This window comes from Burkholderia sp. LMU1-1-1.1, from assembly GCF_040675865.1.
In the GTDB taxonomy this organism is placed as follows: domain Bacteria; phylum Pseudomonadota; class Gammaproteobacteria; order Burkholderiales; family Burkholderiaceae_D; genus Rugamonas.
Genome location: NZ_JBEGHG010000045.1, coordinates 144816 through 159654 on the forward strand (window position 1 = coordinate 144816; position 14839 = coordinate 159654).

Below are 14839 nucleotides of genomic sequence, written 5' to 3' on the forward strand. Positions count from 1 at the left end.
GTTGCTGCGGGGAATAAAAAATCTCGACGTTCTCGGCCATGTATTTAAAGCGCCCCAAGCACTTGAAATCATTGACTTTTTTAGACACGGAACGATGCTTGGGGGGCACCTGAACCGAGCGTATTAACAGCAAGTATAGCCGACTTAATTTCCAAGAAGAATTTATTTCGAAGAATGTATCTTGCCCGCAACCTGCCGAAAAGCAATATTCCGACCAGGCCAATCATGTTCTTTCGATCATGTTGTTTTGCTGAAAAGATATAGTTCGCGTCGCCGCTGTGCAGGACAATCGCGTGCGATATTAATTCGTGAAGGAAATTTTGTTAAAGATCTTACTGTGACTTCATGACGGGGATATGACGCCGGACAACCAACCAATAGTAAAAAAGACGGCGAGCGCTGCCGTTCACCCGCCGGACGGGCGCATGGGGACCTGGAACGGGAGGAAAGCGCGCTTCAGCGGGCGTCGGGGGCGCGCGCGCGGCAGACGAACACCGCAACGGTGGCGGCCAGCAGCGCCAGCGCGACCATGTTTAGCACCAAGGTGGCGCTGGAGAACCGCATCACCAGGCCGATGCTGACGCCGGCCTTGAGGCTGTATTGCGCGCCGCCGTCGTGCGGAAAATAGCTGATCAACTGCGCCGCGTAGTACAACATGCCGCCCCACAGGCCGCTCTTCCAGCGTTTGAGCGACAGCACGGCGGCCAGAAAACCGAACAGCCCGACACCGAATAACACCGGCAGCGCGTCCGCCTGCTGCGGCGCGCCGAGCAGGCCCAGGCCGACGGCCAGGGTCAGCGCGCTGTTCAGCAGCAGTACGCGCGCCACCCATTTTTCAAATTCCCGCATGCGGTTCCTGTTTTTTATGCTGTTGGCCGAAGCCGGACGAAGTCAGCCAAAGCGCGCCTGATACTCGCTCGGCACCACGCCCAGCTGCGCGGCGAAGGCGCGGCGCAGATTGTACTCGCTGCCGAAGCCGCTCTGGGCGGCGGCCCGCTTGACGGTCATGCCGGGCTGCTCGAGCAGCGCGCAAGCGCACTCCATGCGCAGCCGCAGCAGCAACTGCGCCGGCGACACGCCCGCCTCCTGCTGCAGCTTGCGGTGCAGCGAGCGCACCGACAGCGCGAACGCCGCCGCCATCTGGTCGACGTCGATCGGCTGCTTGAGGCGCGGGCGCAGCCAGGCCGTCAATTGGCCCGGCAAGCCCTGCGGATCGGCCTGGGCCAGCAGCTCGGAGCTGAACTGGCGCTGGCCGCCGGGCCGCTTGAAGAACACCACCAGCCGCTTGGCCACGCCCAGCGCGAATTCGCGGCCCTGGTCCTCGCCGACCAGGCTGAGCGCCAGATCGATGCCGGCGGCGATGCCGGCGGAGCTATATAGGGTGCCGTCCTTGATATAGATGGCGTCGTCCTGCACGGTGACGGCCGGGAACTGGGCCTGCAATTGCGCCGCGTCCTGCCAGTGGGTGACGGCGCGGCGCCCGTCCAGCAGTCCGGTGCGCGCCAGCAGGAAGGCGCCGGTGCAGATCGAACAGCACCGCGCCACGGCGTCCGCGCCGCCGCCGGCCTCCGCCACCCAGCGCACCAGGTCTGGTGTCAGCGCCGGATTCGTGCCGTCCTCCACGCCGCGCCCGCCGGCCATGATCAGCGTCGACCCGCCCAGGCCGTCGGTGGGCAGTGGCTCCGTCAGCACCGTCACCCCGGCGGCGGCCGTGACCAGGCCGCCTCCCGGCGACACCATATGTATACGATAGGGCGCGGACCGGCCGGCGTCGCGCGCCTCGTCGTTGGCGGTGGAGAACACCTGGGCCGGGCCGGTGGCGTCGAGCAGCGCGAAGCGCGGCAACACCAGCAGCCAGACGTCGATGGCGGGGGCGGTGGGGGTGGCATCCATATATTGGCAGATATTCCACCATCGATGTCATTTGTGTCAAGCGCCGAAGTGGGAAGATGCCGGCTTTTGCTTCAGGAGGCACCCATGACCCGCACCATCGGCATCTATGTTTACGACGACGTCGAGGTCCCCGACTTCGCCGGACCATACGAAGTGTTCACCTGCGCCACGCGTGTCAGCGGCAAAATGACGCCGGGGGCGCCGCCACCGTTCCGTGTCCGCACCATCGGCCGCACCTCGGCGCTGCTGCGCGCGCGCGCCGGCCTGACGGTTTTCCCCGAGGCGGATTTCGGCGGCGGCGACATCGACGTGCTGATCGTGCCCGGCGGCGTGATCGACGCCGAACTGGCCAGGCCGGACGTCATCGCCTGGATCGCCGAGACGGCGCGCGACTGCGAACTGGTGGCCTCGGTCCGCACCGGTGCCTTTCTGCTAACGCAGGCCGGGCTGCTGGACGGCCAGCAGCTGGCCGGGGACAACGCCACGGCCAAAACACCGGCCGGCGCCGCGTTTCCCGAGTTGCGGGTGCAAGGCAAGCGCCGCTGGAGCGGCAATGGCGCCATCGTCGCCTCCGGCGGTATCACCACCGGCGTCGAGCTGGCGCTGCACCTGGTGGAGCGGTTGGCGGGACGCGAGTTGGCGCTGGCCACCGCGCGGCAAATGGACTACGACTGGAACTGAACGTGAAAATCGTCCGTGCAAGCGACTACACCGGCACCCGCGCCTGGGAGGCGCAACCGATCGCCACGATGAAGGACGCCACCGTGCGGCTGCACTGGACCGACCAGCCCTACCGCTGGCACGTCAACGACGGCGACGAGGTGTTCGCCGTGCTCGATGGCGAGGTGGCGATGCACTACCGCGTGGACGGCCGCGAACTGGTGGCCCACCTGCGCGCCGGCGACATCTTCCACGCCGCCGAGGGCGACGCCCATTGCGCCCATCCGGTGGGACAGGCGCGCATCCTCGTCATCGAGCGCGCCGGCAGCGTCTAACCTGGCTGGGAGGCTTTGCGGTCGCGGTGGGCCAGTCTGTATAGCAGCGGCAGCACCAGCAACGTTAGCGCCGTCGACGACAGGATCCCGCCGATGACCACCGTCGCCAACGGACGCTGGACCTCGGCGCCGGTACCGGTGGCGATCGCCATCGGAATAAAGCCCAGCGACGCCACCAGCGCCGTCATCAACACCGGACGCAGTCGGCCCAGCGCCCCCTCGCGTATCGCCTGCTCCACCGTGCGCCCCTGCTCGCGCAAGGAGCGGATGAACGAGATCAGCACCAGGCCGTTGAGCACCGCCACCCCGGACAGCGCGATGAAGCCCACCGCCGCCGATATCGACAGCGGTATGCCGCGCAGCGCCAGCGCGGCGATGCCACCGGTCAGCGCGAACGGAATCCCGCTGAACACCAGCAGCCCGTCCCGCAGGTTGCCGAACATCGCCAGCAACAGCACCATCACCAGCAGCAGCGCCACCGGCACGACGATTTGCAAGCGGCGCGTGGCCGACTGCAGCTGCTCGAACTGCCCGCCCCACGCGGTCCAGTACCCGGCCGGCACCTTGACCTGGCTTTGCAGGGCCTGCTCCGCCTCGGCGACGAAGGAGCCGATATCGCGCCCGCGCACATTGGCGCTGATGACGACGCGGCGCTTGCCGTCCTCGCGACTGACCTGGTTCGGGCCCGGCGCCACGCTGAAACTGGCCACCTCGCCCAGCGGGATGAAGTTGGCGCCACCGCTGCCTCCTACCCCGCGCGGCAGCGGCACCGGCAGGCGCCGCATCACATCGAGGTCGTCGCGCAACGCATCCGGCAGCCGCACCACGATGTCGAAGCGGCGGTCGCCCTCGAACATGGTGCCGGCCTCCTTGCCGCCGATGGCGGTGGCGATGGTCTCCTGCACCTCGCCCACATTGAGGCCGTAGCGCGCGGTCTTGCTACGGTCGATTTCCACCGTCAGCATCGGCAGGCCGGTGGTCTGCTCGATCTTGACCTCGGTCGCACCCTGGACCTTGCCCAGCGCGGCGGCGATTTTGGCGGCGGTGTCGTTGAGCACCGCCGTGTCGTCGCCGAACAGCTTGACGGCGACATCGCTGCGCACGCCCGATATCAGCTCGTTGAAGCGCAGCTGGATCGGCTGCGAGAACTCGAACGCGTTACCCGGCAGCTTTTCCACCGTCTCCCGTATCGCCGCCAGCAGCTCGTCGCGCGACTTGCGCGGCCTGGGCCAGTCGGCTTCCGGCTTGAGCATGATGTAGCCGTCCGAGATATTCGGCGGCATCGGATCGGAGGCGATTTCCGCCGTGCCGGTGCGCGCGAAGATCCGTTCGATCTCGGGGAATTTCTGCTTCAACGTCAGCTCGATCTGCTTTTGCATCTCCACCGATTGCGTCAAGCTGGTACCGGGAATGCGCAAGGCCTGGATGGCGAAGTCGCCCTCGTTCAGGTTCGGCACGAATTCGCTGCCCAGGCGCGTCGCCAGCAGCAGCGACAGCACCACCGAAATGCCGGCGAACGTCAGGACGACCGGTGTGTTGGCCAGTACGCGTTCCAAAATTCCGCTGTACCACGCGGTGATCTTGCGGTGCTCCTTCTCGACCACGTTGTCGCCGATGAACAGCGCCACGGCGGCCGGAATGAAGGTGATCGACAGCAGCATCGCGCCGAGCAGCGCGATGACCACCGTCAGCGCCATCGGATGGAACATGCGGCCCTCGACGCCGGTCAGCGCGAAGATCGGCAGATAGACCACCATGATGATCAACTGGCCGAACAGCAGAGGGCGCCGCGACTCCTTCGCCGCCGCGTGGACCTCGTCGAAGCGCTCGGCGCGGGTCAGCTTGCGGCCCAGTGTCGTTTGAGCGTGCGCCAGCCTGCGCACGCAGTTCTCGACGATGACCACCGCGCCGTCGACGATGATGCCGAAGTCCAGCGCGCCGAGGCTGAGCAGGTTGGCGCTCACCTTGTACGTGACCATGCCGGTGAAGGTGAACAGCATCGACAGCGGTATCACCATCGCGGTGATCAGCGCCGCGCGTATATTCCCGAGGAACAGGAACAGCACCGCGATCACCAGCACCGCGCCTTCGAGCAGGTTTTTCTTCACCGTGGCGATGGCCTTGTCGACCAACACGGTGCGGTCGTAGACGGTGATGGCCCGCACGCCGGCCGGCAGGCTGCGGTTGATGTCGACCATCTTCCTGTCCACCGCCTGCGAGACGGCGCGGCTGTTCTGGCCGATCAGCATGAAGACGGTGCCCAGCACCACCTCGCGACCGTTGTCGGTGGCCGCGCCGGTGCGCAGTTCGCGGCCGATCTGCACGTCGGCCACGTCGCGCACCCGCACCGGCACGCTGTCGACGTTGCTGAGGATGATGTTGCGGATATCCTCCAGTGACTGCACCTGCCCCGGCGCGCGCACCAGCAGCTGCTCGCCGCGTTTTTCAATGTAGCCGGCGCTGGCGTTGCCGTTGTTGCGGTCCAGCGCCGTCACCACATCCTGCAGGGTCAGGCCGTAGGACGCGAGGCGCTGGGGATTCGGCGCCACCTGGTATTCCTTGGCGTAGCCGCCGATCGAGTTAATCTCGGTGACGCCGGCGACGTTGCGCAACTGCGGCTTGATGATCCAGTCCTGGATCTCGCGCAGGTCGGTTGGCGTGTAGGGCGTGCCGTCGGCCTTCTTCGCGCCTGGCTTGGCCTCCACCGTCCACAGGTAGATCTCCCCCAGGCCGGTGGAGATCGGTCCCATGGCCGGCGTGATCCCGGCCGGCAGCTGCGCCCTCGCCTCCTGTATCCGCTCGTTGACCATCTGGCGCGCGAAGAAGATGTCGGTGCCGTCCTTGAAGATGACGGTGATCTGCGACAGCCCGTAGCGCGACAGCGACCGTGTCTGCTCCAGGTTCGGCAGGCCGGACATGACGGTCTCGATCGGGAACGTCACGCGCTGCTCGGTCTCGAGCGGCGAGTAGCCCGGGGCGGCCGTATTGATCTGCACCTGCACGTTGGTGATGTCGGGTACCGCGTCGATGGGCAGCTTTTGATAGCTGTAGATGCCGAGACCGGCCATCCCCGCCACCGCCAGCATGACCAGCCAGCGCTGGACGATGGCAAATCGTATGATGCGTTCGAACATAGTGTCGTCCCCCCGCCTCAGTGCGCGTGCTCGGCGCTGCCCTTGCCCAGTTCCGCCTTGAGGACGAAACTGCCGGCGGCGGCGTACTGCGTGCCCGCCGTCAGGCCTTGCAGGATCTCGGTGATCTTGCCGTCGGCGCGGCCTAGCACCACGGCCTGCGGCCGGAAGCCGCCGGCCACCTTCACGAACACCACCGGCTTTTCCTCCAGCGTCTGGATCGCCTCGGTGCCGACGGTGACGGCGGCGGCGCCGGTCTGGCCGGACAGCACATCGACGTTGACGAACAGGCCCGGACGCCAGGCGCGGTCCGGATTGGCCAGCGCCACGCGGGCCTTGGCGGTGCGGGTCTGCTCGCCGAGCAGCGAGCCGACGTAGGTGATCTTGCCGGTGGCCTGGGCGTCGAACGCGGAAGCCTTGACGGTCACCGTCTCGCCCACGCGCACCAGGTTAAGGTCCTTCGGCGGCACGGCGATTTCCGCCCACACGGTCGACAGGTCGGAGATGGTGAAGACGTTGGCGTCCTCCTTGACCGCCTCGCCCAGCGCCAGGTGTTTTTCCATGACGATGCCGTCGAACGGCGCGCGCAGCTCCAGCCGGTTCAGGTCCGAGCCGGAGGCGGCCCCGGTGCCGAAGGCGCTCAGCTTCTGGCGCGCGTTCTGCACCGCGATCTCCGCTTCGCTCATCGCCTGTTTGGCCTGCAGATAATCCTGCTCGGCGGAGATCCTGTCCTGCCACAGCCGGCGTTCGCGATCGAGCGTGGTGCTGGCCAGCGCCAGCCGCCGCTGCGCCGACAGCAGCTCGCTGCGCTGCTCGGACAGGCCGCTGCTGGCGACCACCGCCAGCACCTGCCCCTGCTTGACGGTCTGGCCCAGTTCCGCCATCACGGCGGTGACCACGCCCGACAGCTTGGGCACCACGTGCGCGGTGCGGTCCTCGTTGAAGCGAATCTCCCCTGGCAGCGTGATGGCGATGCTGATGCTGGCCGGCGCGGCGGCGGCGACGGCGATGCCGGCCGCCTTGATCTGCGCGTCGTCGAGCGCGATTTTTTCCGGCTTCTCTTCCGCGCCGTGGTCGTCTTTGTGGGACGCCACCGCTTCCGCCCCATGGTCATCGTGGTTTTCGTGGCTTTCTTCTCCGCGCTTCGGCATCAGCATCCATGCCGCCAGCAGCACGCCGACGACCGCCATGGCGGCGATCGCGATTTTCTGTTTTTTGGTCATATCGTTCATCTTATTGGTCCTCTCCGAGGATGCGGCCGATGGCGGACTTGGCGCGATGCGCCTCCGCCAGGGCGTTCAGGTATTGGGATTTCGCCTGCAGCAAGGTGCGCTGGGCGTCGAGCACGTCGAGGAAGCCGAATTTGCCGTAATCGAAGCCGGTGCTGGCCGCCTCGTAGGCGCTTTGCGCGCCGGGCACGATTTCGCTACGCAGCGCCAGTGCCTGTTGACGGGCGACGTCGAAATCCTCGCGCGCCTGCGCCAGTTCGGCGTCCAGCCGCAGCGCGGTGGAACTCAACTCGTCGCGCGCCTTGTCGACGCGGCGCGCCGTCTCCAGCACATTGCCCTGGTTGCGGTCGAAGAAGGGCAGCGGCACCGAGATGCCGAACACCGCCTGCGAGCGTCCCAGTTCCTCCGAGCGCTTGCTGCCGACGTTGAGCGTAATGTCGGGCACGCGGCGGGTCAGCTCGAGCTTGGCCAGCGCCTGGCGCTTGTCCAGTTCCGAGCGCGCCAGCGCCATCCCCGGCGCCTGCGCCAGCCGGTGGTGCAGCAAGGCCTGATCGGGCAGCGACGGCAGCGTATCGAGATCGCCGTCGGCCTTCTCGAAGCGCGGCGCCGGATTGCCCCACATCGCCGCCAGCCGCTTGCGCGCGACCGCCAGGGTGCTGCGCGCGCGCAGCAGGTCCAGTTGCACGGTCGACGCGGCGACCCGCGCGCGCGTCTCCTCCACCGGCGACACCTTGCCGGCGACGACGCGCCGTCCGGTGGCGGCGGCGGCGCGCTGCGCCAGCTCGGACGCCTCCTGCGCCAGCCGCAATTGCTCCTGCGCGGCCAGCACGGCGAACCAGCCGTCGATGACATCGGCGCGGATATCGGCCTGCCGCGCGCCCAGCTGCGCCGAGGCGCTATCGCGTTCGCGCTGCGCGGCCTGCATGCGCGCCTGCCGTTTGCCGCCCAGCTCCAGCGGTTGGCTTAGTAAAAAGGTGGTTTCACGGGTGTCACGACGGGTATCGACCCGTTCGACCGACACCGAGGGATTGGGCAGCAAACCGGCCTGCTGGACCGCGCCGTCCACGGCCAGCAGCTCGTGGCGCGCGGCCGACAGGTCGGCGTTGGCGCCGGCGGCCAGCGCCAGCGCCGCCTCCAGCGTCAGCGGCCCGGTGGGCTCGGGCGCGGCCGATTGGGCCAGCGCGAACGCCGGCCATGCCGCCATATAAAGCGACAAAACATACTTGAACATCGAATTCTCCGAATAAATGGAAAAGAATTCGACGAGACGTCACCGTCGTTCGACAGAAAAAATGAAGAGGGGAGCCTCGTCGCGCTAGGCGACGAGCGGCCAATTGGGCCGCTGGGGCCCATCGGAGATATAAGAATGATAATTCGCGAGCGGCGGCTCCGCATGCGATTGCGTCAGTGGCTGAACGGCCGCGCCGCCGTCTTCCAGCACCGAAGCCTGCACCGCGTGGTGGCAAACTTCGCAGTCGCTATGGACCTTGACCGGTTTGCCGTGGTCCGGATCCTCATCCGACTGCGCCTGGTGCTGATGGCCGTGGTGGCCGAAGTGGCTCACCTTGGCCGGCTCGTGCTGGCAATAGACGGCCGCCATCGACCAGGCGTACTGGATCGGCAGTATGGTCAGCAGCAGGATGAGCAATAGCTTTTTCACGGGACTATTGTAGCAGCCTGCCGCCGGCAGTGGCCCATCAGGCCTTTTTTAGGAGCTCTGGACGCAACGGCATCTCGCGTACCCGCTTGCCGGTCGCCGCGAACACCGCGTTGGCCAGCGCCGCGCCCACGCCGGCGGTACCCGGCTCGCCGATGCCGCCCGGCGCCTCGGTGCTCCGGACGATTTCGACCTCGATCACCGGCGCCTCGCTCATGCGCAGGATGCGGTAGTCGTGGAAGTTACTCTGCTCGACGCGCCCGTCCTTGAAGGTGATGGCGCCGAACAGCCCCGCCGTCAGGCCGTAGTTGATGCCGCTCTGGATCTGCGCCGCCACGGTGTCCGGATTGACGACATGGCCGCAATCGACCACGCAAATCACGCGCTTGACCGCCACCTCGCCGTCGTCGTTAACGCCGACGTCGACCACCTGCGCCAGATAGGTGCCCCAGGCCCGCATCAGGGCGATGCCCCGGCCGGACCGTGCCGGCAGCTTCCCGCCCCAGCCGGCGCGCTGCGCGGCCACTTTCAGCACGTGGGCCGCGCGCGGCTGCTTGTCCAGCATCGCCAAACGGTAGGCCAGCGGGTCCCGGCCGGTCTTTTCCGCCAGCTCGTCGATGAAGCCCTCCAGCACCGCCATGTTGCGGGTCGGGCCGACGCCGCGCCAGAAGCCGCTGGGCACCGGTCCGTCCTCGCGGGTGTACTCGACGCGCATGTTCGGGATATCGTAGGAGAATGTGTCCGAACCCTCGACGTTATCGGTGTCCAGGCCATTTTGCAGGAAGGACGGCGCGAACGTGGCCAGGTTCGACGGCCCCGCGATCTTGTGCGAGAACGCCACCGGCATGCCCTTGGCGTCGAGCGAGGCGGACACCGAGTGCGCGTACAGGCCGCGCACCAGATCGTGCTGGATATCCTCCTCGCGGCTCCACACCACCTTCAGCGGCCCCTTGACCTGTTTGGCCAGCGCGGCCGCCTGCACCACGTAATCGGTGTACAGGCGGCGTCCGAAACCGCCGCCGACCAGATGGTTGTGCAGCGTGACCTTTTCCGGCGCCAGTCCCAGCACCTTGGCGGCGTCGTCGCGCGCGCGCGCCGGCACCTGCGTACCGACCCAAATCTCGGCGCTGCCCTCCTTGGCGTTGTAATGGACGGTGCAGTTCATCGGCTCCATGGTCGCGTGGGCCAGCATCGGATTGATGTAGACCGCCTCGACGCGCTTGTTGTCGGCGGCGATGGCCTTGAGCGCGTCGCCGTCGTTGCGCGCCACCTTGCCGGGCTTTTTCAGCGCGTCGAGCATGATGGTGCGGACATCGTCGGTCGACAGCTTCGCGTACCGGCCATCGTCCCAGGTGATTTCCAGCGCCGCCAGTCCTTGCTTGGCGTACCAATAATTATCGGCCACCACGGCCACCGCGTTATCGAGCTTGACGACATTGCGCACGCCGCGCAGCTTGCGCGCCTTGGCATCCTTGACGGATTTGAGCTTGCCGCCGACGACAGGACTGGCCGCCACCACCGCCACCTTCATGCCCGGCACCACGGTATCGATGCCGAACAACGCGGTGCCATCGGTTTTGCCCTTGGCATCGAGGCGCTTGAGCGGCTTGCCGATCAATTTGAAGTCTTTCGGATCTTTCAGCGCGATCTTCCCCGGCACCGGCAGCCTGGCGGCCGCTTGCACCAACTGGCCGTACTTGATGCGGCGGCCGCTGGCCGCGTGGACCACTTCACCGTGTTCGGCATGGCAGCTGTCCGGCGCCACCTTCCACTGGTCGGCCGCAGCCTGGATCAGCACCATGCGCGCGGCGGCGCCGGTCTGGCGCATCGGTTCCCACATCAAGCGGATGGAGGTCGAGCCGCCGGTGAACTGGTCGCCGAGCGGCGCGCCGTAGACCTTCGCATTGGGCGGCGCGTGGCGCAGCGCGATCTTGTCCATATCGACTTCCAGCTCCTCGGCGATCAGCATCGGAATGGAAGTATAGGTACCCTGCCCCATTTCCACCTTGGGCATGGTGAGGGTGATGGTATCGTCGGCGCCGATGGCGATGAAGGCGTTCAGGTCGGCCGGCGCCACCGCGGTGTTGGCCGCGGTGGCGGCAAGCGCCTCTCCCGGCAGCGACCAGAAGCCGACCATCAGGCCACCGCCGACGGCCGCCGCGATTTTCAGGAAGCCACGGCGCGATTGTCCGATGGACGCTGGATCAAAGGGAGCGTTCATCTCAGGCCCCTTTCAGCAATGGCGACTTGGCGGCATCCTTGATCGCCTCCCGGATGCGGGTATAGGTGCCGCAGCGGCAGATATTCCCGGACATCGCATCGTCGATATCGGCGTCGGACGGCTGCTTGTTTTTGGCCAGCAGCGCGGCGGCGGACATGATCTGGCCGGATTGACAGTAACCGCATTGCACCACCTCGGCGGCGATCCACGCCTGCTGCGCGGCCTTGCCGGCCGGCGTGGCGGACACGCCCTCGATGGTGGTGATCTTCTTGCCGGCGACCGCCGACACCGGCAACACGCACGACCGCGTGGCCTCGCCGTCGACATGCACGGTGCAGGCGCCGCACAGCGCCATGCCGCAGCCGAATTTGGTGCCCATCATATGCGCCTCGTCGCGCAGCACCCACAAAAGCGGCATATCGCCCGCGACATCGAACTCCCGGCTCTTGCCGTTGATTTCCAACTTGACCATGTGCGGCTCCTTAACAGATAAAGGGCAAAGCCACACTATAGACAGATATGTCTTCCCAACAATACTACCCAAAAGTGATACGGCCAAAAGTTGAAAATCCAATCCGGGGTCAGGTCCACCATTTCTACACGAGCAGATCCGTACTAACTGATTGGCGGGGATAGCGCCCAGTTCGTGTAGAAATGGTGGACCTGACCCCGGAGTATATTTTGAAGTGGGAGCGGTTCCACAAGTGACGCGTAACAACCATGTCATATGACGTCATTACTCTATGGCCTTTTTACATCGACCATTGGACTCCCACATGCATCTCGTTCCGTCGCGCCCACTCATCCTCGCCATCAGCATCGCCGTCGCCCTGAGCGCCTGCGGCGGTTCCAGCAATGACGATCAGGTCACGGCCGTTCCGGCGGCGCCCGCCGACCAGGGCGCGGCCGACGTCGCACCGGTGCCCGCCGTCACCGCCTTCGTCGATACCGCATTCACCAACCAGCGCGGCGACGCCCGCTACGCGACCCTGGATACCAACGCCGGCGTGCGCGTGCTCGCCGGCATGCTGCAGATCTGGAAACCGTTGACCGAAATCGTCGACGCCGGCGTGACCGCGCCGGCCGTCGGCAACTTCCCGGCCGTGGTGACCTCCGCCTGGACCGGCGTGCCGAACGACGGCACCAACGGCGGCACCGTCCTGAACCAGGCCGTCCACAACGCCAATATCGACTACGTCGTCAAGGCGACCGCCAACCGTACGCCGGAACAGGCGTTGGCGGCGTATCTGGACGACCGCCGCAACAAGGGCTATAGCGTCAGCGACGGCATGGGCCCGCTGACCAACGCCTGGCGCACCGCCGCCCAGCAGACCACCACCATCACCTCGATCGCGCCCGACGCCACCACCGTGCTGTACAACGACGGCGGCAACAACAACGGCGTCGGCGGCAGCGCCAACCCGACCTTCGGCGCCGTCGTCGATCTGGTGAACATGGTCGGAGCCAACGGTTCGACCGAGCCCGCCAAGCGCTTCTATAAATATGCCCGCCCCTACCGTTGGAGCAGCGCGGTGCAGGTGCTGCCGGCGCTGATCCCGGCCAAGAGCCCGACCCCGACCACCGACGGCGGCTTCACCAGCGGCCACTCGGCCGAATCGGTGCGCAACGCGCTGGCGATGGCCTACGCGGTGCCGGAGCGCTATCAGGAAATCATCAGCCGCGGCCTGGAACTGGGCGAGTCGCGCATCCTGGCCGGCATGCATTCGCCGCTCGACGTGCTGAGCGGCCGCATCCACGCCCAGGCGGTGGTGGCCGCCGCCATGGTCGACCCGGCCAACGCGGCCAAGAAGGCGGCCGGCTACGCCCAGGCGCACAGCGCCTTGATGGCCGCGACCTCGACCACGCCGACGACGTTCACCGCGTTCGCGCAATCGGGCAGCGACCGCTTCTCGGACTACGCCACCAACAAGGCCAACTACCTGCGCCGCATGACCTACGGCTTCGCGCCGATCGCGCCGACCAACGCACCGGCCTCGGTGCCGAAGGGTGCCGAAGTGCTGCTGGAAACCCGTCTGCCCTACCTGAGCGACGCCCAGCGCCGCGTGGTGCTGAAAACCACCGCCGTCGCTTCCGGCTATCCGGTGATGGACGATCCTGAAGGCTGGGGCCGACTCAACCTGTTCGCGGCGGCCGACGGCTACGGCGCCTTCACCGGCAACGTGGTGCTGGTCATGGACGCGTCCAAGGGCGGCTTCAACGCGGCCGACCGCTGGCGCAACGACATCGGCGGCACCGGCAAGCTGGTCAAGCAGGGCAGCGGAGCGCTGAAACTGGCCGGCAACAATACCTGGACCGGCGGCACCGAACTGACCGCCGGCACGCTCGAAGGCGTGTCGCCGACGGCGTTCGGCAACGGCGACGTCTACGTCAGCGGCGGCACCCTGGTGGCCAACACGGCTTCCCAGCTGAAACTGGCCCGCGCGTACACGCAGCTGGCCGGCGCCACCACCCTGGAGCTGAACGCGCTCGGCGGCGCCAAGGGCACCATGACGGTGGCCGGCACCGCCACCATCGTCGGCGGCACCTTGCGCGTCAAGTTCCCGGGCAGCTACAAGCCGAAGGCTGGCGAGAGCATCATCGTGCTCAGCGCCGGCAGCCTCAAGGGCCGCTTCACCAGCATCGCGGTGGAAGGCTTCGCCAACGTCACGCCGGTGTACAGCGCGACAACGCTGACGTTGACGATCGGTAGCTAACTCTTCCGCTCTACCGGTATCATGGGGCATGATGCGATCATGCCCTTTTTTATTGGATAACGCGGATACCCGATGAACGACAACGACCAGACATCGCACCCCCAGGGCGATTTTTTCAACGCCGACCGTTTCCACAACGATCTGCTCAATTTTTCCAAGCAGATCGCCGGCTGCGACAAACTGGTGCGCATGGCGAATATCAGCCTGAACCAGATCGACGCGCGCATCGCCGAGGCGGCCAAGATCGAGGCCAAGGCCGCCGCCATCGTCGACGCCACCGCCAGGGAGGCGGGACGGGTGGCGGCCGAATCGGCCAGCATCGCGGTGGCCGACATGATGGGCAAGATGGCGGCCGTGACCAAGGAGGCCGAACAGGTCGTCCAGGCGATCAACCGCAGCCGTGGACAAACGGGCTTGTGGATCGCTTTTTACATCGCCTGCACCTTGGTGATGTGCCTGCTCACGGCGTGGATTACGCAACGCATCGCCAAGTCATCGGCGATCACCCCTGAAATCACCGAGTCGGTCGCGCTGGGCGAAAAACACGAGGCCTTGCTGCGCAAGGCGACCGACAAGGAACGCAAGCTGATCAACGAGATCATCGCCCGCAAACCAAAGTCCAAGTAGCGTTCGATACCCGTGCGACATTTGACCGCACTAACGCCGCTACCTATCATAGGAAGTATGGAAGCGCGCCTGATCAAACTCGAAGAATCCGCCATCGAAACGCGGGAGCGGCTCGCGAAGATCGAGTTGCGCCTCGAGCAGACGGCAACCAAGGCGGACATCGCCGATATCCGCGCCGATATGCAAAAGTCCCACACCGAGACTCTTCGCTGGATGATCGCAACGGCCATCGGCCTCTTCGTCGGTTTTGGCGGACTGTTTTTCATGATGAGCAATTCCATGAAAAGTCCCACCCCTATCGTCATTTACGCCCAGCCACCAGCCACACCTTCCACCGTTGGAAAGCCTTAAAACGCCCGCAGCCGGATTCAG

13 protein-coding genes are annotated in these 14839 nt (G+C 66.2%); 5 read left to right on the top strand and 8 right to left on the bottom strand.

The features are described 5' to 3' along the window. Positions 1 to 456: 456 nt before the first annotated feature. Both MRBLMU1_RS24095 and MRBLMU1_RS24100 read right to left on the bottom strand, forming a co-directional pair. On the bottom strand, positions 457 to 849 hold the full coding sequence (locus MRBLMU1_RS24095; RefSeq protein ID WP_363506898.1) for a hypothetical protein: 393 nt from the start codon (positions 847 to 849) through the stop codon (positions 457 to 459). A gap of 42 nt (positions 850 to 891) precedes the next feature. Beyond that, on the bottom strand, positions 892 to 1893 hold the full coding sequence (locus MRBLMU1_RS24100; protein WP_363506901.1) for a GlxA family transcriptional regulator: 1002 nt from the start codon (positions 1891 to 1893) through the stop codon (positions 892 to 894). Between the two features lie 84 nt (positions 1894 to 1977). Between MRBLMU1_RS24100 and MRBLMU1_RS24105 the strand changes: the two genes are divergently transcribed. Then, a complete protein-coding gene (locus MRBLMU1_RS24105) occupies positions 1978 to 2574 on the top strand; it encodes a DJ-1/PfpI family protein (protein ID WP_363506904.1) in 597 nt (198 codons plus the stop codon). 2 nt (positions 2575 to 2576) lie between these two features. Further along, on the top strand, positions 2577 to 2888 hold the full coding sequence (locus tag MRBLMU1_RS24110) for a cupin domain-containing protein (protein WP_363506907.1): 312 nt from the start codon (positions 2577 to 2579) through the stop codon (positions 2886 to 2888). Here the strand turns inward: MRBLMU1_RS24110 and MRBLMU1_RS24115 are convergent. The 6 genes from MRBLMU1_RS24115 to MRBLMU1_RS24140 form a co-directional block, all read right to left on the bottom strand. Beyond that, on the bottom strand, positions 2885 to 6022 hold the full coding sequence (locus tag MRBLMU1_RS24115; protein WP_363506910.1) for an efflux RND transporter permease subunit: 3138 nt from the start codon (positions 6020 to 6022) through the stop codon (positions 2885 to 2887). The two genes, MRBLMU1_RS24110 and MRBLMU1_RS24115, sit on opposite strands and share 4 nt — an antisense overlap. Before the next feature lie 17 nt (positions 6023 to 6039). After that, on the bottom strand, positions 6040 to 7242 hold the full coding sequence (locus MRBLMU1_RS24120; RefSeq protein WP_363507606.1) for an efflux RND transporter periplasmic adaptor subunit: 1203 nt from the start codon (positions 7240 to 7242) through the stop codon (positions 6040 to 6042). A 10-nt stretch (positions 7243 to 7252) separates the two neighbouring features. Further along, positions 7253 to 8479: a TolC family protein gene (locus tag MRBLMU1_RS24125; RefSeq protein ID WP_363506913.1), complete on the bottom strand. Its 1227-nt coding sequence runs from the start codon at positions 8477 to 8479 to the stop codon at positions 7253 to 7255. A gap of 84 nt (positions 8480 to 8563) precedes the next feature. Then, complete coding sequence (locus MRBLMU1_RS24130; RefSeq protein ID WP_363506916.1) at positions 8564 to 8908, bottom strand: hypothetical protein; 345 nt, start codon at positions 8906 to 8908, stop codon at positions 8564 to 8566. Between the two features lie 37 nt (positions 8909 to 8945). Beyond that, positions 8946 to 11126, bottom strand: a complete 2181-nt coding sequence (locus tag MRBLMU1_RS24135) for a xanthine dehydrogenase family protein molybdopterin-binding subunit (RefSeq protein WP_363506919.1) — start codon at positions 11124 to 11126, stop codon at positions 8946 to 8948. 1 nt (position 11127) lies between these two features. Next, positions 11128 to 11598, bottom strand: a complete 471-nt coding sequence (locus tag MRBLMU1_RS24140) for a (2Fe-2S)-binding protein (protein WP_363506922.1) — start codon at positions 11596 to 11598, stop codon at positions 11128 to 11130. 304 nt (positions 11599 to 11902) lie between these two features. On the opposite strand from MRBLMU1_RS24140, the gene MRBLMU1_RS24145 reads away from it, so the two are divergent. From MRBLMU1_RS24145 to MRBLMU1_RS24155, 3 genes are all read left to right on the top strand, one after another. After that, positions 11903 to 13840 (top strand): phosphatase PAP2 family protein, encoded by a 1938-nt coding sequence (locus MRBLMU1_RS24145; RefSeq protein WP_363506924.1) that lies wholly within the window; start codon positions 11903 to 11905, stop codon positions 13838 to 13840. A gap of 72 nt (positions 13841 to 13912) precedes the next feature. Further along, positions 13913 to 14467, top strand: a complete 555-nt coding sequence (locus tag MRBLMU1_RS24150) for a hypothetical protein (protein ID WP_363506927.1) — start codon at positions 13913 to 13915, stop codon at positions 14465 to 14467. A 57-nt stretch (positions 14468 to 14524) separates the two neighbouring features. Next, positions 14525 to 14818, top strand: coding sequence for a hypothetical protein (locus tag MRBLMU1_RS24155; protein WP_363506930.1), 294 nt, complete (start codon positions 14525 to 14527; stop codon positions 14816 to 14818). Positions 14819 to 14839 lie beyond the last annotated feature (21 nt).

Excerpts from the sequence above, each read along its gene's own strand:
- MRBLMU1_RS24125 (WP_363506913.1), bottom strand. The coding sequence starts at position 8,479 with ATGTTCAAGTATGTTTTGTCGCTTTATATGGCGGCATGGCCGGCGTTC.
- MRBLMU1_RS24105 (WP_363506904.1), top strand. The coding sequence starts at position 1,978 with ATGACCCGCACCATCGGCATCTATGTTTACGACGACGTCGAGGTCCCC.
- MRBLMU1_RS24095 (WP_363506898.1), bottom strand. The coding sequence starts at position 849 with ATGCGGGAATTTGAAAAATGGGTGGCGCGCGTACTGCTGCTGAACAGC.
- MRBLMU1_RS24155 (WP_363506930.1), top strand. The coding sequence starts at position 14,525 with ATGGAAGCGCGCCTGATCAAACTCGAAGAATCCGCCATCGAAACGCGG.
- MRBLMU1_RS24120 (WP_363507606.1), bottom strand. The coding sequence starts at position 7,242 with ATGACCAAAAAACAGAAAATCGCGATCGCCGCCATGGCGGTCGTCGGC.
- MRBLMU1_RS24145 (WP_363506924.1), top strand. The coding sequence starts at position 11,903 with ATGCATCTCGTTCCGTCGCGCCCACTCATCCTCGCCATCAGCATCGCC.
- MRBLMU1_RS24140 (WP_363506922.1), bottom strand. The coding sequence starts at position 11,598 with ATGGTCAAGTTGGAAATCAACGGCAAGAGCCGGGAGTTCGATGTCGCG.
- MRBLMU1_RS24150 (WP_363506927.1), top strand. The coding sequence starts at position 13,913 with ATGAACGACAACGACCAGACATCGCACCCCCAGGGCGATTTTTTCAAC.
- MRBLMU1_RS24115 (WP_363506910.1), bottom strand. The coding sequence starts at position 6,022 with ATGTTCGAACGCATCATACGATTTGCCATCGTCCAGCGCTGGCTGGTC.
- MRBLMU1_RS24100 (WP_363506901.1), bottom strand. The coding sequence starts at position 1,893 with ATGGATGCCACCCCCACCGCCCCCGCCATCGACGTCTGGCTGCTGGTG.
- MRBLMU1_RS24135 (WP_363506919.1), bottom strand. The coding sequence starts at position 11,126 with ATGAACGCTCCCTTTGATCCAGCGTCCATCGGACAATCGCGCCGTGGC.